This window comes from Thalassotalea euphylliae (assembly GCF_003390375.1).
In the GTDB taxonomy this organism is placed as follows: Bacteria; Pseudomonadota; Gammaproteobacteria; order Enterobacterales; family Alteromonadaceae; genus Thalassotalea_F; species Thalassotalea_F euphylliae_A.
This window is the reverse complement of sequence record NZ_QUOT01000001.1, coordinates 2351698-2371478: the sequence shown is the minus strand read 5'-3', so window position 1 is coordinate 2371478 and position 19781 is coordinate 2351698. Positions and strand designations below refer to the sequence as shown.

The following is a 19781-nucleotide window of genomic DNA, read 5'->3' as shown; positions in this document are numbered from 1 at the left end:
GTTGAAGATATTATTATGAATAAGCTGCTTTATATTATTGTTGCCCTTGTTTCTCTGGTTTGTGGCGTATTTATCTACCAAGCGATAAATCAACCTGAACTACCTAAAACTGCGCTGTATTATCAGCAGCCAAGAACGGTAGAGCCCTTTTCGCTAACTAGCCACACTGGTGATGCGTTTACCAAACAGGAATTGTCAGGTCAGTGGTCTTGGGTGTTCTTTGGTTACACATCTTGCCCCGATGTTTGCCCAACGACACTGCAAAAGCTGAATTTTGTTTATGATGAGCTAAAAGCCGTAACGCCCAACACCCAAGTATTGCTTGTCTCGGTAGACCCTAATCGCGATACAGTTGATAAGCTTTCTCAATATATTGGCTATTTCAATAACGAGTTTCGTGCGCTGCGCGGCGATCATGGCGCGTTATTCCCATTTGCGCGCAATTTAGGGCTAATGTATGCCATTGCTGATGATACTTCACAGAAAAATTATTTAGTCGACCACAGTGCATCAATTGTCTTGATCAACCCGCAAGGTGAGATAGCTGCGATATTTAAACCCCAAGAAGCCTTGGGGCAAATACCAACCGTTAATGAAGATGATTTAGTCGACGATTTTCAACGCATTGTCGCTTTGGCAGCTTCTTAAATAAACCGCTTGGCAAAGAACAGAGCGACTATAATGGGTACCATGAGCCGTCGGTATTAAGAATAAACCACGGCTTAGAATACCAATAATAGCGACCTGACTGGCTCAAGCTAGGGGCTGTGCAGTTACAGCGAACGCGACCAACGGGTAAGTTATCGCTAAATGTGATTTGAAAGCTGCTGTCTGTTAACCAATTCACCTTTTGTTTACCAAGGCCAGACACATAACAGTTGAGCTGGCTTGGCTTAAAATCTTCCACGTCAACATGAAAAGTCACAGAGCTTAATGTTTGGTGACGATAAATGGTTTGATTGTCTTGTTCACTTAATGAGATAGAGAACGGCAAAGCATTGAGCTTATCCCTTAGGCCGGTGAGTTTATCGTAGGGCTGAGATGCTGGGAAACGCGGGATAGCGGTTAAGTCGGTATTTGGGCCAACAGCACCAGATTGCTGACTAAAGCCAACAAACTTGTTCTCTTTTAACCACAATTGAATTTCAGGAGTGTATTCACCGTAAGGGTAAGCGAAATAGCGATAGCTTTGCCCAACCTTGTCGTTAATCAATTGCTCGGCTCTACGCAGGTCTTGCTCGTATTGCGCAAGCCACATATCAGGGGCAATGCCATCAGGTACTCTTGTTAATGACTGATGTTGCCAGCCGTGATTGGCAATAATGGCGCCTTGTTCGGCTATCATTTTTAACTGTTGCCAATTTAAATAATCAGGTTGCTTGGCTTCAACTAGGCTCGGGTTGACAAAAATCGTGTAGGGATAGTTAAAAGCGTCCAGTATCGGTTTACCGTTGGTAAGAATATCAAGATAGGCGTCATCAAAAGTAATCGCGACTAGCTTTTCCGATTTATCAAGGCTGCTTGACGCTGCTTCTTGGTTTTTAACGCCATTTACAATCGTTGATAGTGGCACTACCGTGAAGCCTCTGTCTTTAAGATAGCGCATGTGATTTTCAAACTGCTGAGGTGAAATACTCGTGCTAGCTGGCGTGTCTGTACTAACGTGGTGATATTGCAAGATCACCGCAGCTTGCGCGCTCGATACGGCAGTGCCTACTGCAATAGCGGCTGCAAATGGAAAAATAAGCGAGAGGAATAGGTTTTTCATTGGGTTCATCATGATCACGCGCCAAGTATCGGCAGATAGCTATTAAAGTAGCGTGTTTTTGGGCTAAACACCAAGTAAACTTTGGCCACTGCTCGCTTAGACATACCTATTTTTGAAAATTTTATTTTGAAAAGCTTAGACCGAAAAATAATCGCACTTGCTGTGCCAATGATTTTGTCAAATATCACAGTGCCCTTGTTGGGGATGGTCGATACTGCCGTTATTGGGCACTTACCTCATGCCTATTATCTTGGTGGCAGCACAGTTGGCGCCATGATCATCACCTTTATTACTTGGCTTTGTGGCTTTTTAAGAATGTCGACAACAGGTTTGGCTGCACAGGCACTAGGCCGACAGAATAATGATGATGCAACCTTAGTATTGCTGCGTGGTTTGCTGGTTGCAGCCGCAATTGGTCTAGTGTGTATTGTACTGCAAAACCCTTACTTCCAGTTAAGCCTGTGGCTAGCCGGCGGCAGCGAACAAGTGCAGTTTTATGCCAAACAATATATGGATATTCGGGTTTGGGGACTACCCGCTGCACTTGCCAACATTGTTATGCTGGGTTGGCTGTTGGGGCAACATCAAGCAAAAGCGGTGATGTGGTTGCTGATCCTGATCAATAGTATCAACTTATCGCTAGACCTACTGTTTGTCCTAGCGTTTAACTGGCAAGTGCAGGGTGTTGCTGCGGCCACTTTAGTTGCCGAGTATTCAGGGCTAATTGCAGGGTTAGGCTTTATACTTCATCGCTATTATCAAGCGAGCATCAGTCAGCTATTTAGTCGACAAGTGCTTGCTGACGTCATGAACGTGAGTCAGTTAGCTGCTTATTTTAAGCTTAATCGCGATATTCTTATTCGCACTTTGTGTTTAGAAGTCTGCTTTGTTTTTATGACCTTTCAAGGCGCCCGATTAGGCGACAATGTTGTTGCTGCCAATGCAATTTTAATGAACTTTTTGCTGCTGATTTCATTTGGTTTAGACGGCATAGCTAATGCCGCCGAAGCTATGATTGGTAAGGCTAAAGGGGCGGGTGCAAACAATGAGCTGGCATTGATTCTAAAACGTTGCACTTTGTGGACTATAGTGTTTGCGCTTGCATACAGTTTAGCTTTTGCCTTAGCAGGGGATTGGCTAATAAATCAGATAACTAGTATTACTGATGTTAGGACAGAAGCTAAAAAATACTTGGGTTGGATTATGCTGTTACCGCTGATTGGCTGTTGGTGCTATTTATACGATGGGGTTTATGTTGGGATGACTCGGGCAGATATTATGCGTAACAGCATGATTGTCGCGACTTTTGCGGTATTTTTCCCCTTGTGGTGGTTGTTCCAAAGTCTATTTTCCCAGCCTTTATTCTTACAAATATCATTAAACCATGCGCTTTGGTTGGCATTTTCTGGCTTTATGTTGGCGCGGGGTGCAACATTGGGTTGGCATCTTTATAGCCGGTTATTACCGCAACCGATTGCAACGCCACAATAGCAAGCCAAAACAAAAAAGTCGGCGTGAAGCCGACTTTCTGGAAAATAGTTATGTTAGGTCGCTAAACCTATGCGAGAGTGAGTTGTTTTAGTAGTAAGAATGCTCACCGCGTTGGTGCTCAGTGGCGTCACGAACACCTTTAATTTCACCACCCATGATTTCAAGCAGCTGACTTTCAATACCGTCTTTTACGGTGACGTCAATTTGACTACAACCATTACAACCGCCACCAAATTGAAGTACAGCATAGCCATCTTCAGTGATTTCCATCAGGTTACATTCACCACCATGGCCTGCTAACTGAGGATTGACTTCTGCTTTAATAAAGTAGTCAACACGGTCAAATAGTGGTGCGTCGTCAGCAACTTTTCTCAATTTAGCGTTTGGCGCTTTTAACGTTAGTTGTGAGCCCATTTGATCCGTTACAAAATCAATTTCAGCTTCTTCTAGAAATGGTTGGCTTTCAGCGTCAACATAAGCTGAGAAACCATTGAACTTGAGTTCTAAATCGTCTGTTTCAACAGCATCGGTTGGGCAGTAAGAAACACCACATTCAGCTTTTGCTGTGCCTGGGTTAACCACGAAAACACGAATGTTGGTACCTTCCGCTTGTTGCGATAATAGTTTAGCGAAGTGTGCTTGGGCTGATTCTGAAATGCTGATCATGAGTTACTCACTTAAAATCTAAAAATGTCATACCTGAGTAAATTAGTCAGGTATGGGTATTTTACTCTGCAAGCTACCAATAGGCTAGGGGTCGACAAAATTAATCATCACAATGCGACAAATCGACTAGTGCCCTTTGCCAGATTTTGATAGCGTTAGGCACATAAATGTGGGGATAGATAAATGTTTTTTCAACAAATTTTAAACAGGTGTTTGACTGTTAGTACGGGCTTTTTACTTAGCCTTTTTACGCTGACAGCGAACGCTGCTGAGCTGAGTTATTACTTGTCAAGCACGGATAATTACGCTGCACAAATCAGTAAACCATCGCAAGTATTGGGGTTTGGCGTTGGCGAGCGCCATTTAAGGCACGATCAACTGCTAGATTATATGTCACAACTTGCTGGGCAATCAGAGCGTATCAAGCTCACCGAATTTGGCCGTACCTATCAGCAACGTAAACAGGTATTACTGACAATTTCTTCGCCAGAAAATCTAGCCAAGTTAGATAGCACTCTAACTAATCGACAAAACAATAAAGTCAGTGATGACGATCCGCTAGTGGTTTGGTTAGGTTACAGTGTTCATGGCGACGAAATCAGTGGTGCCCATGCTTCGATGTTGGTTGCTTACCACTTGGCTGCATCACAAAGCGACGAAGTAAAGCAATGGCTTGATGATATGGTGATCGTTATTGAGCCGAGTGTGAACCCCGATGGTATGGACAGATTTGCTAACTGGGTAACAACATTCCGTAGCCACTCGGCAAATAGTGATCCTAACCATATTGAACACAATCAAAGTTGGCCAACGGGACGCACCAATCATTATTGGTTTGATTTAAACCGTGACTGGTTGCTACTTAGCCAAGTGGAAAGTGTTAATCGCTTGAAGATGTATCACCAATATCAGCCTAATGTCTTAGGTGACTTTCATGAAATGGGCGCGAATAGTAGCTATTTCTTCCAGCCAGGTATTCCAACGCGAACCAACCCATTAACGCCAGCTAAGAATGTTGAGTTGACACAAAAGTTAGCGGAGTTTCATGCAAAGGCGCTCGATGAAGAGCAGCGCTTGTATTACACCCAAGAAAGCTTTGATGATTTTTACTACGGCAAAGGCAGTACCTACCCTGATGTTAATGGTGCGGTGGGTATTTTGTTTGAGCAAGCGTCAAGTCGCGGTATGCAGCAAGATACAGTAAACGGCTTGTTGACCTTTGAGTATGGTATTAAAAACCAATTGTTAACTTCCTTTTCTACCTTGCGCGGCGCATGGCAGCAACGAGGTGCATTGGCTGAGTATCGAGAAACTTTCTACGAGTCGGGCCTTAAAGCCGCGAAAAAAGAAAAATATGCGGGCTATTTGTTTACCGAGAGTGACGATAACACGCGTTTAAATTTGTTCTTGTCAAAGCTAGCACAGCATCAAATTGAAGTATTCCCGCTAAGTGAAGATTTTCGTTTGAATAATCGCGTATTTAGTGCCGAGCATAGCTATTTCGTTCCTTTGGCTCAGCGCCAATACCGATTAATTCAAGCCTTATTCACTAAGCAAACGGAATTTGCTGATAACACTTTCTATGATGTTTCTGGTTGGACGTTACCGTTAGCCATGAATATTGATGTTAGCCAAGTAGCCCGCACTTGGGGCTTAAAGCTGCTGAATAAGGCATGGCAGCAAAAAGCGAAACAGACAAGTGAACTTGAAGGTGCTGCGTATGCATACGCGATAGAATGGCAAGACTATCTAGCACCTAAGCTATTAAACAAGCTACTTGCCAAAGGACTGCAAGTAAAAGTCGCTACCAAGTCTTTTAGTAACCTTGATGCTGAAACAGAGCAAACATTTGCATCAGGTACTTTGCTGATTGCTGCGGGTATTCAACAGCAAGGTGACTGGTTTAATATCTTAAAGGCAGAGAGCGATGCATTAGCATTACCTGTATTTCCAATAAATACAGGATTAACAATTAATGGTATCGACTTAGGTAGCCAATCATTCAAACTGATTGAGCCTGCAAAAGTATTATTGATTGGTGGTTACGGTGTGTCTCAGTATGAGGCAGGTGAAATTCGCTACTATTTAGATCAAGAACTTGAGATTCCTGTTTCTATTGTTGATAAACAGCGTTTGAGCAAGCTTAACTTTGATGATTACAGTCATATTGTTATGGTTGATGGCCACTATGATGATTTATCAAAAAGCGTGACCAAGAGGCTGTCAAACTGGCTACATCGAGGGGGCGTTGTTTTTGCCCAGAAACGTGCTGCCAAGTGGTTAGCAGACAAAGAGCTATTGCAGGCAAGCTTTGCCACCAAAGAACAACTTGATCAACTATTCGATACTGATAATTTAAGTTATCAAGACAAGCAAGGGTTAACGGCTCGCAAACGCATTGCAGGTACAATTTTTAACGCAGAAATTGATACCAGCCACCCGTTAGCGTTTGGCTTTAAGAGCAATAATTTACCTGTGTTCAAGAACAGCAGTTTAATAATGAATAAGCCTAAAGTGCCGTTCTCAACTGTGGCTAAATTTGGCCAGTCACCTTTACTCAGTGGTTATGCTGACGAGAATTTGGTGAATCGATTAGCACATAATGCTTCGCTGGTTGCTCATAATGTCGGTCGTGGCAGAGTGGTTGCGACCACCGAGAACTATACATTCAGAGGCTATTGGCAAGGTACGGCAAAAATTTTGGCGAATACGTTGTTTTTCGCAACGGCATTTGATGTCGCGGCTAAGTCTAAATAGTCGTACTGAGTCTATAAGCTAAGCGCTAAACAGTAGACACTCACCTTAGCGACATTAGCCGCTTTCAATAGGCGGCTAATTTCACTCACCGTTGCCCCTGTGGTGACAACATCATCAACCAGTGCAACGTGCATGCCCTCGAGCTTTACACGCTTGCCCGTTACTTCGTTGCTTGTTTCATAGCTTGTTTCGTTGGGGAGTAACGCAAAGTTGTTTTTCAGCTGCTTACGCCGCAGTTGACCAGATGCTTGCGCTTGCGAACCTGTTTGGTTTTGCCGTACCAAGCAATCTGCGTTGCAGTGAACTTTGAATACCTTGGCAACAGTTCGTGCTAACGGTAAGGTTTGATTGAAACCTCGATGCTGCCAGCGGTTAATGTGAATGGGGACAGGCATCACAATATCTGGCGGGCAAAAGTCGCTTAGCTTAAGCAGCTCATTTAAATGAAAGTTCAGCACTCGGCAGCAAAGCCGTTGATACTGCCAACGGCCTAAGTATTTGAACTGTTTTAACCAGTCGCTCATGGGGTATTGATAGGGGGAAATCGCGATTAGGTGGTCAAATACACATTTGCTGTAAAGTCCGTAAATTTCAGGTCGATTTAGCAAGTCTCCGCTAAGGCTGTCTAACTGAAAACGTGGGATTAATGAAACACAGTGGTCGCATAAAGCCACTTGTTGGTAAATTGGTTGCTCACACAATTCACAATAATTAAAGAGATGGACTAATTGTGTCGCTTTGGCGACAAGCTTCTCAATAGTGTCAGTTATCACAGGCAATCCTTGCCACAGTTAGTTAATCCTAGAATTCAGAAACATTAAAGCCAACTAGATACTTGCCTAAACAGGAATGCTGTTATCAAAGCTAGGCTGGCGCTACTGATTTCGTTAAACTAAGTCATTAACTTATTATTTATAAGCAAGCATGGCACAAAGTTTAAAATTTTCGAGTATTGGACAGGGGACACCTATTGTTTTGTTGCATGGGTGGGGGCTAAATAGTGGTGTTTTTGAGCCTCTCGCAGTTAAGCTCGCCGAGCGCTTTAAAGTGATATCAATTGATTTGCCGGGCTATGGTGATAATGTTGATTGCCTACCTGCACATTATGAATTGGCTGATCTTGCCGAACTTGTTTATCAATCCGTTGCCGAGCCTGCTGTTTATTTGGGCTGGTCACTAGGTGGTTTAGTGGCAACCCAAATAGCTCGAACAGCGCCGCAAAACGATGTCCTGGGTTTAGTGCATGTCGCGACTTCTCCTTATTTTGTTGAAAATCACGATTGGCCCGGTATCAAGCCTGAATTGTTAGCAACTTTTCATCAGCAACTTGCAAAAGATATTGGTAAAACCCTGTCAGGCTTTTTGAAGATTCAAGCAATGGGCAGTAATCATATTAAAGAGGACATCCGGCAGATCCAGCAGTTGGTGATGGCGAAGCCACTTCCTGATAGAAAAGCTTTGGAGCAAGGTCTGCATATTCTGGCAAGTGCAGATACAAGAGCAGACTTGGCTCAAATCAAAATGCCTTTCCTGCGCATTTATGGAAAAATGGATAGCTTAGTTCCGAAAAAAGTGATTAATTTGGTTGATAATTTAGCCAAAAATAGTGACTTGGTTGTTTTTGATAAGGCGTCACATGCACCATTTATTTCGAATTTTCAGGAGTTTGTTGAACATTTGAACGCTTGGTTAAGCGATAATACGGGTCACTATTAAATTATTCACACCCCTTACCCTGATTGACTTTTAGGCAGCTCTGCTCGATAATTGAACAAACATGTCAGTCGTCTGACTAAGTAGTAATACACAGTGTTGTTTATATTGCGACTTATGTTGCGATAAGTATTCCGACAAGTGTTGCAAGCACTGTGAGTTTTAGTTCATAAGACAGATTTTAGGAGTAGGTGATGGATGTTCAATCAGCCTTTAATGCGGGCTTACAAGGGTTTACGAACGCAAATCAACGTTTAAATGAAACTGCAGCAAATATTGTTGATGCGACAACAATCACCGAGCAAGAGCGCAGTGAATTTGAAAGCCAAGCAGCACAAGCTGGTTTAGCTGGTGAGTCTGAGCCTAATCTTACCGAAGAGGTTGTTAACCTTCGCGTTGCTGAATTCCAAGCTCGCGCCTCTGCAGAAGTTATTCAAACGGCCGATGAAACACTCGGTACGTTACTTGATGTTACCGCCTAGTACCTAGCATATACCCGCGATGAATATTACGACGCAAGTTAATCAGTTACCTTTAGCGACAGTGGTCAACCCGCCCACTGACAGCTTGCGTCGTGACAATGTTCAGCGAGAAGTTATTACACAAGCGCCAGCGCTTAGTCAGAGTGCTGCTGAGAAAGGCGTTGCCAGTGAGCGTGAACGTGCCAGAACACCGGCACAAAACGTTGAAGAAGGTATTGATTTTGCTGCTATTCAAGAGCAAGCAGAGCGAGAAAGTGCCAGCATCAATGAGCGCCAACGAGGTCAAGATCAATCTGGTGAGCAGCCAGGTCAACAAGAACAAGGGCAAAGTGCTGATGCCCAAGCGGAAGATGAGAATAGCGGTGAGGACTCCAATACCAACAGCCGTGAGTTAACGCCGGACGAACAACAAGCGGTGCGTGAACTTAGTGCCCGTGATTTGGAAGTTCGTACTCATGAGCAAGCGCATGCAGCGGTAGGTGGTCCATACACTGGCGCGCCAAGTTATAGCTTTGAAATAGGCCCTGATGGCCGCCGTTATGCGGTTGAAGGTGAGGTCTCGGTGGATTTATCTGAGGCTGGCTCACCACAAGAAACAATTACCAAGATGCGTAGGGTTTATGACGCTGCGCTTGCTCCTGCGAATCCTTCGACGCAAGATTTACGTGTTGCGGCAGAAGCCTCTCGTATTATTGCTCAAGCGCAGGCAGAAGTGCTCAGACAGCAAAGAGTGGAAGAGGGTGATGAGCAATCACCACAACCATCAGGTGACGGTCGGCCAACAATCAATAGCTTTGGCTCAGAGCGCACTGCTGAACTTGGATCTGATGACGTGAGTGCTAACCTTGATTCTGCAGTATCGGCAACGTCAGCAGTTAGTGTGCCCAGCTCAAGCTTTTCAAATCTAGATGCAGATACAGGTGCAAGTTCACAGCAAAGTGATTTTGCCCGTGGTGACTTTGATAGCTTTGTCCAGTCAACAATTCAGGCGCAAGAATCAATTTCTCCAAGTTTGCCACAGCGGCCTGAAGAAATTGACCAAAGAGCAGGGGTGATTGAGTCGCGTTATTTGGCCATCAACCAAGCCTATGACTTGCCACCTAGAAGCCAGTTTGTCTTGCAAGCATAGTGGCTTACATTTGGTGATTGTATGCTACGGAGCAAGTCACGTATGATCCACTCTCTTTTCCATACACTCCTACCGTCGATTAATGCAATAAGCAGGTACTTGTTATCTCTGTGTCTGTTACCCATGATAAGTTTCGCTCAGCAAGATAAACCAATGTCAGATAAAACAATGGATGTAAGTCAAACAATGACAGCAAAAGAGTATCAGCAGCAGGGTTGGAAAACAGGTAAAGTGCATTACCTAAATTTTGAAGGCGGCTTTTATGGCATTGTTACCGATCAAAATGAAAAGCTTCTGCCAATGAACTTGCCTAAAGCATACCGAATAGAAGGTACCGTGCTAGCTTTGAAGGGGGAATTTATGACCGATATGCTAACGACCCAGCAATGGGGCAAACTCTTCAAAATTAATGATTATAAAGTGCTGGAACTTGGCGCAGAATCCAATACTCACTAGCAACTAGCAACTAGCAACTAGCAACTAGCAACTAGCAACTAGCGACATCGCAGCGATTGAGTCAGATCAGTCACTACCATATCCGTAATCTCGTTGTTCTGATCAGTGGTTATGACGACCTGATATAGATGGCGAAAATTATCTTCTGGAATTTTGTCAAAAGCCTTGCCGGTGAGCAGTGACAGCAGCATGGGAGTGGTATTACTGTGCCCGACCACAAGCGTATTCAATTGTTTTTGTTTAAGTACTCTTGCTAATTGTTCAAGCCCATTGGGTGCATATTGAGTTACGCTGAGTTGTTTAGCCGTAGCTGTTGGCTGGGCAGTAGCCAACGTTCTTTGGTAGCTGGTGCTATAAACCGCCTGAATCTCAACGTTGCTGAGTGTGTCAGCAAGTAACATTGCTCTTTGGTGGCCGCAGTTTGTTAGTAAAGGGTCGGCACTGTTTGACTGTTTCTCTGCGTGTCGTGTCAAATATAAACTGAAACTATCTGCGAGAGCAGGTGGCGCTAGAGCAGATAAAAATATCTGCCCAGCAAAAACCACACTTAGCAATAACTTAGGCAACAACTTCATCGCATTAAAACAGGCGATTTAAGCCATTGAGCGCCGCAACGCGATAAGCTTCTGCCATTGTTGGATAGTTAAAGGTTGTGTGAATAAAATATTCAATGGTATTCGCCTCACCTTTTTGCTGCATGATGGCTTGACCGATATGCACAATCTCAGCAGAGCGCTCACCAAAGCAATGAATACCTAAAATTTCTTTGGTATCGCAGTGGAAAAGAATTTTTAAACTACCAACAGGGCTAGCACCAATTTGTGCGCGAGCTAAGTGTTTAAATGAGGCTCTGCCAACTTCATAAGGGATTTTTGCGGCAGTGAGCTCTTGTTCATTTTTACCCACTGACGACATCTCTGGAATGGTGTAAATACCTGTCGGGATATCTTCAATTAACTGGCCTTCAGTAGAGATACTGAGAATGTAGTCAGCGGCAATACGACCTTGGTCATAAGCTGCACTAGCAAGGCTAGGGTAGCCAATAACATCACCAATGGCATAGATATTATCAACCTCGGTTTTGTAGGTGCTATCAACGGTTAATGAGCCACGTGAATTCGCCGTTAAACCGATATTCTCAATGCCGAGCTTATCGGTATTGCCCGTTCGGCCGTTGGCAAATAGTATGCAGTCAGCTTTCATGCGCTTACCTGATTGCAGGGTTAATACAACACCGTCATCTCGACCTTCAATTGCTGAGTATTCTTCACCGTGGCGAATCACGATACCGCTGTTCCAGAAATGGTAGCTTAGCGAATCTGTCATCTCTGCATCCATAAATGACAATAGGCGATCGCGGGTATTGATTAAATCTACCTTACAACCTAAACCTCTGAAGATTGATGCGTATTCACAGCCAATAACACCGGCACCATAAATAATGATCGACTTTGGTTCATGCTTTAGCGACAAAATGGTGTCAGAGTCATAGATACGAGAATGAGTAAAATCAACATCTGCTGGTCGATAAGGACGAGAACCGGTAGCAATGACAATTGTTTTGGCACTTACTTGCTCACTTGAACCATCTGGGTACTGAATATGCAAATTGTGCTTATCAATAAAGGTAGCTTCACCGTGGTAAACCTTGACTTCATTTCGGCTGTAGAAACCGCCGCGCAAACGCACCTGATCACGAATCACTTTTGTGGTGTGTTGTAAAATATTATCGAAGGTTAAGGTCGCCGCTTTTTCAGATTGATTGAATAGCGGATTACTGTTGTACTCAACCAAGCGACTGACGGAGTGACGCAGCGCTTTCGACGGTATGGTGCCCCAATGCGTACAGCCGCCGCCAACCTCATTATGTTTTTCTATAACTGCAACTTTCTGGCCTGCTTTGGTGAGGTTCATTGCTGCGCCTTCGCCACCTGGACCTGTACCAATGACGATTGCGTCAAAGTCGAATGTGATTTTTGATGTAGATTTTGCTTTAGCCAAGTTACCTTCCCCAGAAAACAGTTTGGTGAAATTTTACCAAGAATTAGTAGGATAGGTAACTAATTATACGCGTTCTGATTGAAGATGCTGAAATTGGCTGCAAAAGAGATAGGATAATATCGAGAGGCAGTTTGCCGAAATGGTCACCCGTTTCGGCAAACTGTAACAGCTATTATAAGAATACTATGCAAGTTTTGCGGTTAGCAGTTGCCAGCTCTTACGCTGCTCAGCAAGTGTTTGCTTAAGCTCTGTAAATTGCTTGATCAGCTCTGAGTTTTCAACTTCTGAAAGCAACTTATCTTTCTTGTTCACTAATACCTGCTTTTTAAGCTCGTAGAATTCATTTAATTTAGCAATTAATAAATCATACTCAGCTTGTAGCTTTTGACGCATTTCTTCGGCTTGAGGGTGCGCACTTAAACGCTGTTGACTGCGCTTTAAGGTCATTGCCAATTTTGCTTTTTCGACCTTATCTTCCGGTGAGGTACGCAACTTCGAGGTTAAGCCAATATAATTACAACCTTTGATTAACCACTTGGTTGGATCGAACTGATACCAGCGAATGCCATTGCGATAGTCATTTTCAAAGATATGGTGATAGTTGTGGTAACCCTCACCAAAAGTAAAGAAAGCTAACACGCCGTTATCACGAGCAGTGTTTTTATCTGTGTAAGTTTGCTTACCCCAGATATGAGCTAATGAATTAATAAAGAAGGTTGTGTGGTGGCTCATTACCAAGCGGAAGAAACCAACTAGCAACAGGCTGCTGATCACGTCGCCATGCCATAAACCAAATGCCAATGGCACACCAAAGTTCATCGCTAAGGTTAGGGCAAGGTAGTGTTTGTGTTGCCACATAACAATTTTATCTTTTTGTAAGTCACGCACATTGTCATAGTTATTATAACGATGTGCTTGATATTCACGGAGCATCCAGCCAATGTGTGAATACCAGAAGCCGCGTTTCGCTGAGTATGGGTCAACATCATTGTTGTCGACGTGCTTATGATGAATACGATGATCAGAAGACCAATGCAAAATACTGTTTTGTAGGGCAAATGCACCACCTAGTGCATAAATCAGGCGTAAGCTCCAGTGTGCCTGATAAGTCTTGTGTGACCACAGTCTGTGATACCCTGCTGTGATTGACATACCACAGTAGATAAAGCAGACAATTGCCATAGTTATTTCAGCACCGTCGAATCCATGGGTTATAGCACGGTATGGCACGGCGATGGCAGCAAACAAGAAAGTGATTAAAAACACTAAAACGTTTAGCCAAATAATACGAGGCTTATTCATTAATTTTCCGATTTAGATATTTGAGCGTACAAGTGTTCACTATTTTAGCTGGCGCAGATATTGAGTCAAGCCGAGAAATGTTGATCTGTGATAAACTTCACCCAATTGTCATCACCTGACAACGGAATTTCAATTAAGTATTATGACTAAGTCTATAAAAACAAAGGTAATCTAATGGCAGGAGTTCGTGCCCAGCAAAAAGAGAAAACTCGTCGACAATTAATTGATGCAGCTTTAGGGCAATTAAGTGCAGATCGCAGCTTTTCGAGTTTGAGCTTACGCGAAGTGGCCAAAGAGGCGGGCTTAGCACCAACTTCGTTTTACCGTCACTTTTCTGATATGGATGAACTTGGGTTAACGCTAGTTGACGAAGCTGGCTTAACGTTACGTCAATTGATGCGTCAGGCACGGCAACGTATTGCCAAAGGTGGCTCGGTTATCAAGATATCTGTTCATACCTTTATGGAATTTATTGAGAACAACGGCAATATTTTTCGATTATTATTGCGTGAACGTTCTGGCACATCAGCGGCTTTTCGTGCGGCGGTTAATCGTGAAATTCGTTATTTCACCCTTGAACTGAGTGACTACTTGCAAGAAGCCAATAAACTAGATGCACAAGTTGCACTACTCCAAGCAAAAGCTGCAGTAACGATAGTGTTCAGCGCTGGCGCTGACGCTCTAGATATTGATTTGAAAGAGCGAGAGGAGTTAGCCGAGAATGTGGTGCAACAGTTGCGATTTATCGCGCGTGGAGCCAGTGATTTTTCTGCTCGATTAAGAGTTAAAGAGCACTTGTAAATGCGCTGGGCGGCGACTGCTTTTTTTATCTTTGTAGCGGTAGCTATCGTTGTTAACTCTCTATTGGAATGTTCTGAGGATAAGCAACATATTGTTAGCACAGGCGATAAAGGGGACACAACTTTAATAGCACTAGAGCACAAGTTTAGCGATAGTACTGATGTCTGTTTCCATGATAGTAACGAACAAAGCTGCCCAGAAAGTTCAAACGTCTTAAATGCTGAGATTAACGGTCAACCTATAGAAGAGCTAACGGGTATTGATAGGCAACCAACCAGTAGCTGGAAGTTATCAACGCCACTGCATACTCAATTAGCTCAACTTGAATATTTGAGCGCAAATGGAAATTTGCAGGCTGCATTTATACTTGCCAAAAATCTGAGATACTGTTTTTACACTCCCAGCGATGAAGAAAGCTACCAAGATAGAGTAAATAAAGCACTCGACAACAATGAAGATGATCATTACCTGGCCAAAATTGCAGAAAACTATGAATATTGCCAAGGGGTAATGCATGCGACCAAAAAGCAATTTGCTCATTATTTAGCGTTTGCAGCAAACCAAGGTCATCTTGACGCCATGCTTGACTATGGTTTCGCTAATACCGAGCTATTAGTAAAGGTAGAAAGTGAAACTCGCTCTGCATTGACTGCAAGAACTGAGGTGCTGGCGGCTCAGCAGGAGTATTTAACAACTGCCGCATTGCAAGGGAATGTGAAAGCCATCGCGCGTCTATCTGATAATTTATGGCAGCAAAAGTTTGGAAATAATGACGGTAGCCAGGCTTTAGCGTATCTGTATCTGTTGTTGGAATTAACAGACGATAGTCAACTATATAGTCGATACCAATGGCAAGAACAGCGCATGAGCAAGCAACTTTCACCAGAAAAAGTGGCTCAAGCAAGAGACTTAAGCCAAGATTTAGTTCGCAATATAATTAGCAATATACAAAGTGAGCTAAAAACTCGTTAGCTCACTTTGGCTTAGAAAATGTGATCTAGAAAATGTGGTTTGCAATAAGCGCTATGTATGTTAGCGCGTTGCTAAGATTAACGGTGTTTAAGGATAACACCTGTTTCAACGTGGTGGGTGTAAGGGAATTGATCAAATAAGGCAAACTGCTCGATATGATGAGTTGTCGTTAGCGCCTGTAGGTTGTCTTTCAGTGTTTCCGGGTTACAGGAAATATAAACAATTAAATCAAATCGTCTAACTAATTCAACGCTGTCTGGGTCTAAACCTGCACGCGGTGGATCGACTAATACCGTATCAAATTTGTAGCTGGTTAAGTCGAAGCCATCCAATCGTCTAAAGGTGCGCTCGCCATTCATTGCTTGAGTGAACTCTTCACTCGACATACGGACAATGTCAACATTATCTATATTGTTCGCTTTGATATTGTATTGCGCAGAATTGACCGATGTTTTCGATATTTCCGTGCCTAAAACACGATCAAAATTCTCGGCTAAGGCAAGGCTAAAATTCCCATTTCCGCAATATAGCTCAATCAAATCGCCGCCACGACCTTGGGTTGCGTGTTTTGCCCAACTCAACATATGCTGGTTTACACCGCCATTTGGCTGCGTAAAGCTATTTTCAACTTGCTGATAATGATATTGCTTACCATCGACGGTGAGTGTTTCAACTACATAATCTTTATCAAGAATAACCTTTTGCTTACGGGCACGGCCGATAATGTCTGTTGGTGCGATTTTGGCAAGCTCAGCTTTCAATGCTTGCGCTTCTGCTTGCCAAGCATCATCTAACTGTTTGTGGTAAAGCAGGCTTACTAACAATTCACCACTTAATGTTGAAAGAAAATCAACTTGAAATAGTTTACGGCGCAGCAATTCATTCGCTTTAACAAACTGAATCAAAGCTTGCATTGCATCATTGATCAAAACGCTTGCTACTGGAAATGTCGTCAGCTTAAATTTTTCTTTTGTTTCACTGTTGAACATGATGTAGTCAAGGTCATCACCATCATGCCAAACACGAAACTCTGCACGTAAGCGATAATTTAGCGGTTCAGATTCAAAACACTCAAACGTTGGAAGTGTGAATTCAGCAAACATTTCACGGATTTGCTGTTGTTTTTGTTCAAGTTGTTGTGGGTAATTATCAGGATGAATATGACTAAACATAGAAACGCCTCAATTTCAGGGAGCGCAGATTTTAACCGTAACTGCGCATATGTCTAGTATTATGGCTGATAGTTAAAGCGACTACTTAGCTTCTTCTGTAATATTGGCAAATTCGTCAGGCTTTGCGCCACCGGCTAACGCGGCATCAATTGCAGTGGCTTGGTTCATACCATTGGCAATTGCGGTATCAACAATCTTGCGGTTATCAATGTGCTTATTCTGACTTACGGCAGTCGCTACGACTTCTTCACTCTGTTCTGGCACAATTCCCAATGCAGTAGAAACGAAAGTCGTGATTTGGTCAGGTAAGGCTTGAATTGCGCCTGATAGTATTTCAGCGAATTGCTCAGGGAAACTAGATATGGTGGACTCAACAATTGCATCTTGATGGAAGTCGCTGGTACTAATGGCAACTCTGACAATGTTTTGAATTTCTGCAATATCATGCGATGCAGCCGTTTCTACGATTTCACTGGCATAAGCTGGATCTGACTCTACTGCAATACGCACGATTTCCTGACTATCCACTAATTTACTGTCAATTGCCGCAACAACTACATCGCAGGCCAGTGCTGGTTCTGCATTAATGGCGCCACGAACAATCTGTTCGTATTTATCAGGGTATAGTTCTAAAGCCACTGGAATAACTAAATCTACCTGTTCAGGATAACGACCTAAAATAGTACTAACACTTCTTCCTATATTAACGTTGGCTTTTGCTTGTTGTTTTATGAACCCTGCAATTATACGTTTGCTTTTAGCATCCTTACTTGGGTCACTTGCATAACTGCTAAAACTAATAACTATAAATAACCAAATAAAAACTAGGGTACGCATCATTATTCTCTTTTTTGTATTTGCGTTTGCTATATTGCTACGACTAAGGATACTGCTGCTCATATACAACTCATTGACTATAATTGAATCGAAATGTTTTCGCCTCTGTGTATTTATCCAGCGAATTCACAGGCTTCATTAGCATATAGGACTATTATTTGGCGATATCGTTCAATAAAACAGCGAACGGTTAAAAAGTTGAAATTAGCTGTTGACGCCCAGCTAAAAATCTCTAAAATGCGCATCCACTTCCACGGGGCAGCCCAACGAAGTGTTTTGATAAGTTTAGTTAGCAAGTTTGCTAAGTAAACGGGTCAGATAACTTAGAAAAATGAATTAAAGATTTTTTTAAAAAGTTGTTGACATCAAAACTAGGAAGCGTAAAATGCGCATCCGCTCTCAACGAGAGAGTAACCACAAAACACGAGTGCGATGTTTTGTTTGAATCGAAAGATTCAGTTCTTTAACAATTAGTTATCATGCAATTTGTGTGAGCATTCACATGATGTTGATTTTACAAATATAGCTAAGTTTTTCTTAGCAAAAATTAACTCAGTGAACTCATGCAGAATACTTTTTATAAGTTTACTTTTTGTCTCACTTTTTTTAAAAGTGAAATGAAGAGTTGTACAGAATTCATTGAGCCGAGACTGATGTCTCACAAACGATTTTAATTGAAGAGTTTGATCATGGCTCAGATTGAACGCTGGCGGCAGGCTTAACACATGCAAGTCGAGCGGAAACGAAGAGGAGCTTGCTCCTTTGGCGTCGAGCGGCGGACGGGTGAGTAATGCTTGGGAATATGCCTTTTGGTGGGGGACAACAGTTGGAAACGACTGCTAATACCGCATAATGTTTACGGACCAAAGCGGGGGACCTTCGGGCCTCGTGCCAAAAGATTAGCCCAAGTGAGATTAGCTAGTTGGTGGGGTAAAGGCCTACCAAGGCGACGATCTCTAGCTGGTTTGAGAGGATGATCAGCCACACTGGGACTGAGACACGGCCCAGACTCCTACGGGAGGCAGCAGTGGGGAATATTGCACAATGGGGGAAACCCTGATGCAGCCATGCCGCGTGTGTGAAGAAGGCCTTCGGGTTGTAAAGCACTTTCAGTCGTGAGGAAAGGTTAGTAGGTAATATCTGCTAGCTGTGACGTTAGCGACAGAAGAAGCACCGGCTAACTCCGTGCCAGCAGCCGCGGTAATACGGAGGGTGCGAGCGTTAATCGGAATTACTGGGCGTAAAGCGTGCGTAGGCGGTTTGATAAGCCAGATGTGAAATCCCGGGGCTTAACCTCGGAACTGCATTTGGAACTGTTTGACTAGAGTACTGTAGAGGGTGGTGGAATTTCCAGTGTAGCGGTGAAATGCGTAGAGATTGGAAGGAACATCAGTGGCGAAGGCGGCCACCTGGACAGATACTGACGCTGAGGCACGAAAGCGTGGGGAGCGAACAGGATTAGATACCCTGGTAGTCCACGCCGTAAACGATGTCAACTAGCTGTTTGTGTTCTTGAAACGTGAGTAGCGTAGCTAACGCGCTAAGTTGACCGCCTGGGGAGTACGGCCGCAAGGTTAAAACTCAAATGAATTGACGGGGGCCCGCACAAGCGGTGGAGCATGTGGTTTAATTCGATGCAACGCGAAGAACCTTACCATCCCTTGACATCCAGAGAATTTTCTAGAGATAGATTAGTGCCTTCGGGAACTCTGAGACAGGTGCTGCATGGCTGTCGTCAGCTCGTGTTGTGAAATGTTGGGTTAAGTCCCGCAACGAGCGCAACCCCTATCCTTATTTGCCAGCGCGTAATGGCGGGAACTCTAAGGAGACTGCCGGTGATAAACCGGAGGAAGGTGGGGACGACGTCAAGTCATCATGGCCCTTACGGGATGGGCTACACACGTGCTACAATGGCGTATACAGAGGGCAGCGAGACCGCGAGGTGGAGCGAATCCCAGAAAGTACGTCGTAGTCCGGATTGGAGTCTGCAACTCGACTCCATGAAGTCGGAATCGCTAGTAATCGCGAATCAGAATGTCGCGGTGAATACGTTCCCGGGCCTTGTACACACCGCCCGTCACACCATGGGAGTGGGTTGCAAAAGAAGTGGCTAGTTTAACCTTCGGGAGGACGGTCACCACTTTGTGATTCATGACTGGGGTGAAGTCGTAACAAGGTAACCCTAGGGGAACCTGGGGTTGGATCACCTCCTTATCTTGAAGTAAAACGCAACA

The 19781-nt window shown here is 43.6% G+C and carries 17 protein-coding genes and 1 rRNA gene; 10 read left to right on the top strand and 8 right to left on the bottom strand.

Annotated features, from left to right (window positions below; translation table 11 throughout):
• Window positions 1–15: 15 nt before the first annotated feature.
• Entirely contained in the window at window positions 16–648 is a 633-nt protein-coding gene (locus DXX94_RS10520) for an SCO family protein (protein ID WP_116015701.1), read from the top strand.
• Window positions 649–676: 28 nt separating this feature from the next.
• On the opposite strand, the gene DXX94_RS10515 is transcribed toward DXX94_RS10520, so the two are convergent.
• Window positions 677–1780 (bottom strand): polysaccharide deacetylase family protein, encoded by a 1104-nt coding sequence (locus DXX94_RS10515; protein ID WP_258872147.1) that lies wholly within the window; start codon window positions 1778–1780, stop codon window positions 677–679.
• Between the two features lie 114 nt (window positions 1781–1894).
• Between DXX94_RS10515 and DXX94_RS10510 the strand changes: the two genes are divergently transcribed.
• Window positions 1895–3259, top strand: coding sequence for an MATE family efflux transporter (locus DXX94_RS10510; RefSeq protein ID WP_258872146.1), 1365 nt, complete (start codon window positions 1895–1897; stop codon window positions 3257–3259).
• Between the two features lie 87 nt (window positions 3260–3346).
• Here DXX94_RS10510 and nfuA read toward each other — a convergent pair whose 3' ends face one another.
• Window positions 3347–3925 carry a Fe-S biogenesis protein NfuA gene (gene nfuA / locus DXX94_RS10505; protein ID WP_115998691.1) on the bottom strand — a complete coding sequence of 193 codons (579 nt, stop codon included), beginning with the start codon at window positions 3923–3925 and terminating at the stop codon, window positions 3347–3349.
• Window positions 3926–4138: 213 nt separating this feature from the next.
• Here nfuA and DXX94_RS10500 point away from each other — a divergent pair, with 213 nt between their 5' ends.
• Window positions 4139–6682, top strand: coding sequence for a M14 family zinc carboxypeptidase (locus DXX94_RS10500; RefSeq protein ID WP_258872145.1), 2544 nt, complete (start codon window positions 4139–4141; stop codon window positions 6680–6682).
• 11 nt (window positions 6683–6693) lie between these two features.
• On the opposite strand, the gene DXX94_RS10495 is transcribed toward DXX94_RS10500, so the two are convergent.
• Entirely contained in the window at window positions 6694–7455 is a 762-nt protein-coding gene (locus DXX94_RS10495; RefSeq protein WP_116015697.1) for a ComF family protein, read from the bottom strand.
• Window positions 7456–7606: 151 nt separating this feature from the next.
• Between DXX94_RS10495 and bioH the strand changes: the two genes are divergently transcribed.
• The 4 genes from bioH (at window position 7607) to DXX94_RS10475 (ending at window position 10462) form a co-directional block, all read left to right on the top strand.
• Entirely contained in the window at window positions 7607–8398 is a 792-nt protein-coding gene (gene bioH / locus DXX94_RS10490; RefSeq protein WP_116015695.1) for a pimeloyl-ACP methyl ester esterase BioH, read from the top strand.
• Between the two features lie 191 nt (window positions 8399–8589).
• Window positions 8590–8877, top strand: coding sequence for a hypothetical protein (locus DXX94_RS10485; RefSeq protein ID WP_115998695.1), 288 nt, complete (start codon window positions 8590–8592; stop codon window positions 8875–8877).
• A gap of 19 nt (window positions 8878–8896) precedes the next feature.
• Complete coding sequence (locus DXX94_RS10480; protein ID WP_116015693.1) at window positions 8897–10006, top strand: putative metalloprotease CJM1_0395 family protein; 1110 nt, start codon at window positions 8897–8899, stop codon at window positions 10004–10006.
• 153 nt (window positions 10007–10159) lie between these two features.
• Window positions 10160–10462, top strand: a complete 303-nt coding sequence (locus tag DXX94_RS10475; RefSeq protein ID WP_147302268.1) for a hypothetical protein — start codon at window positions 10160–10162, stop codon at window positions 10460–10462.
• Window positions 10463–10500: 38 nt separating this feature from the next.
• Here DXX94_RS10475 and DXX94_RS10470 read toward each other — a convergent pair whose 3' ends face one another.
• From DXX94_RS10470 to DXX94_RS10460, 3 genes are all read right to left on the bottom strand, one after another.
• Window positions 10501–11037, bottom strand: coding sequence for a phosphoglycerate mutase family protein (locus DXX94_RS10470; RefSeq protein ID WP_116015689.1), 537 nt, complete (start codon window positions 11035–11037; stop codon window positions 10501–10503).
• A 4-nt stretch (window positions 11038–11041) separates the two neighbouring features.
• Window positions 11042–12463 carry a Si-specific NAD(P)(+) transhydrogenase gene (gene sthA, locus DXX94_RS10465; RefSeq protein WP_258872144.1) on the bottom strand — a complete coding sequence of 474 codons (1422 nt, stop codon included), beginning with the start codon at window positions 12461–12463 and terminating at the stop codon, window positions 11042–11044.
• 183 nt (window positions 12464–12646) lie between these two features.
• Entirely contained in the window at window positions 12647–13765 is a 1119-nt protein-coding gene (locus DXX94_RS10460) for a fatty acid desaturase (RefSeq protein ID WP_115998699.1), read from the bottom strand.
• Window positions 13766–13939: 174 nt separating this feature from the next.
• On the opposite strand from DXX94_RS10460, the gene fabR reads away from it, so the two are divergent.
• Window positions 13940–14566: an HTH-type transcriptional repressor FabR gene (gene fabR / locus DXX94_RS10455; RefSeq protein WP_116015687.1), complete on the top strand. Its 627-nt coding sequence runs from the start codon at window positions 13940–13942 to the stop codon at window positions 14564–14566.
• Window positions 14567–15538 carry a hypothetical protein gene (locus tag DXX94_RS10450; protein ID WP_116015685.1) on the top strand — a complete coding sequence of 324 codons (972 nt, stop codon included), beginning with the start codon at window positions 14567–14569 and terminating at the stop codon, window positions 15536–15538.
• Between the two features lie 77 nt (window positions 15539–15615).
• Here the strand turns inward: DXX94_RS10450 and trmA are convergent, their stop codons facing one another.
• Together trmA and DXX94_RS10440 are read right to left on the bottom strand one after the other, a co-directional pair.
• On the bottom strand, window positions 15616–16710 hold the full coding sequence (trmA, locus tag DXX94_RS10445; protein ID WP_116015683.1) for a tRNA (uridine(54)-C5)-methyltransferase TrmA: 1095 nt from the start codon (window positions 16708–16710) through the stop codon (window positions 15616–15618).
• An 81-nt stretch (window positions 16711–16791) separates the two neighbouring features.
• Window positions 16792–17550: a hypothetical protein gene (locus DXX94_RS10440; protein WP_116015681.1), complete on the bottom strand. Its 759-nt coding sequence runs from the start codon at window positions 17548–17550 to the stop codon at window positions 16792–16794.
• Window positions 17551–18218: 668 nt separating this feature from the next.
• On the opposite strand from DXX94_RS10440, the gene DXX94_RS10435 reads away from it, so the two are divergent.
• Window positions 18219–19761 (top strand): 16S ribosomal RNA (locus DXX94_RS10435).
• The last annotated feature ends 20 nt before the right edge of the window (window positions 19762–19781 follow it).

What these genes read in the sequence shown, in the direction of transcription:
- DXX94_RS10520 (WP_116015701.1), top strand. Translation starts at nt 16, where the DNA reads ATGAATAAGCTGCTTTATATTATTGTTGCCCTTGTTTCTCTGGTTTGT.
- DXX94_RS10515 (WP_258872147.1), bottom strand. Translation starts at nt 1,780, where the DNA reads ATGATGAACCCAATGAAAAACCTATTCCTCTCGCTTATTTTTCCATTT.
- nfuA (WP_115998691.1), bottom strand. Translation starts at nt 3,925, where the DNA reads ATGATCAGCATTTCAGAATCAGCCCAAGCACACTTCGCTAAACTATTA.
- bioH (WP_116015695.1), top strand. Translation starts at nt 7,607, where the DNA reads ATGGCACAAAGTTTAAAATTTTCGAGTATTGGACAGGGGACACCTATT.
- DXX94_RS10485 (WP_115998695.1), top strand. Translation starts at nt 8,590, where the DNA reads ATGGATGTTCAATCAGCCTTTAATGCGGGCTTACAAGGGTTTACGAAC.
- DXX94_RS10480 (WP_116015693.1), top strand. Translation starts at nt 8,897, where the DNA reads ATGAATATTACGACGCAAGTTAATCAGTTACCTTTAGCGACAGTGGTC.
- DXX94_RS10475 (WP_147302268.1), top strand. Translation starts at nt 10,160, where the DNA reads ATGTCAGATAAAACAATGGATGTAAGTCAAACAATGACAGCAAAAGAG.
- DXX94_RS10470 (WP_116015689.1), bottom strand. Translation starts at nt 11,037, where the DNA reads ATGAAGTTGTTGCCTAAGTTATTGCTAAGTGTGGTTTTTGCTGGGCAG.
- DXX94_RS10460 (WP_115998699.1), bottom strand. Translation starts at nt 13,765, where the DNA reads ATGAATAAGCCTCGTATTATTTGGCTAAACGTTTTAGTGTTTTTAATC.
- fabR (WP_116015687.1), top strand. Translation starts at nt 13,940, where the DNA reads ATGGCAGGAGTTCGTGCCCAGCAAAAAGAGAAAACTCGTCGACAATTA.
- DXX94_RS10450 (WP_116015685.1), top strand. Translation starts at nt 14,567, where the DNA reads ATGCGCTGGGCGGCGACTGCTTTTTTTATCTTTGTAGCGGTAGCTATC.
- trmA (WP_116015683.1), bottom strand. Translation starts at nt 16,710, where the DNA reads ATGTTTAGTCATATTCATCCTGATAATTACCCACAACAACTTGAACAA.
- DXX94_RS10440 (WP_116015681.1), bottom strand. Translation starts at nt 17,550, where the DNA reads ATGATGCGTACCCTAGTTTTTATTTGGTTATTTATAGTTATTAGTTTT.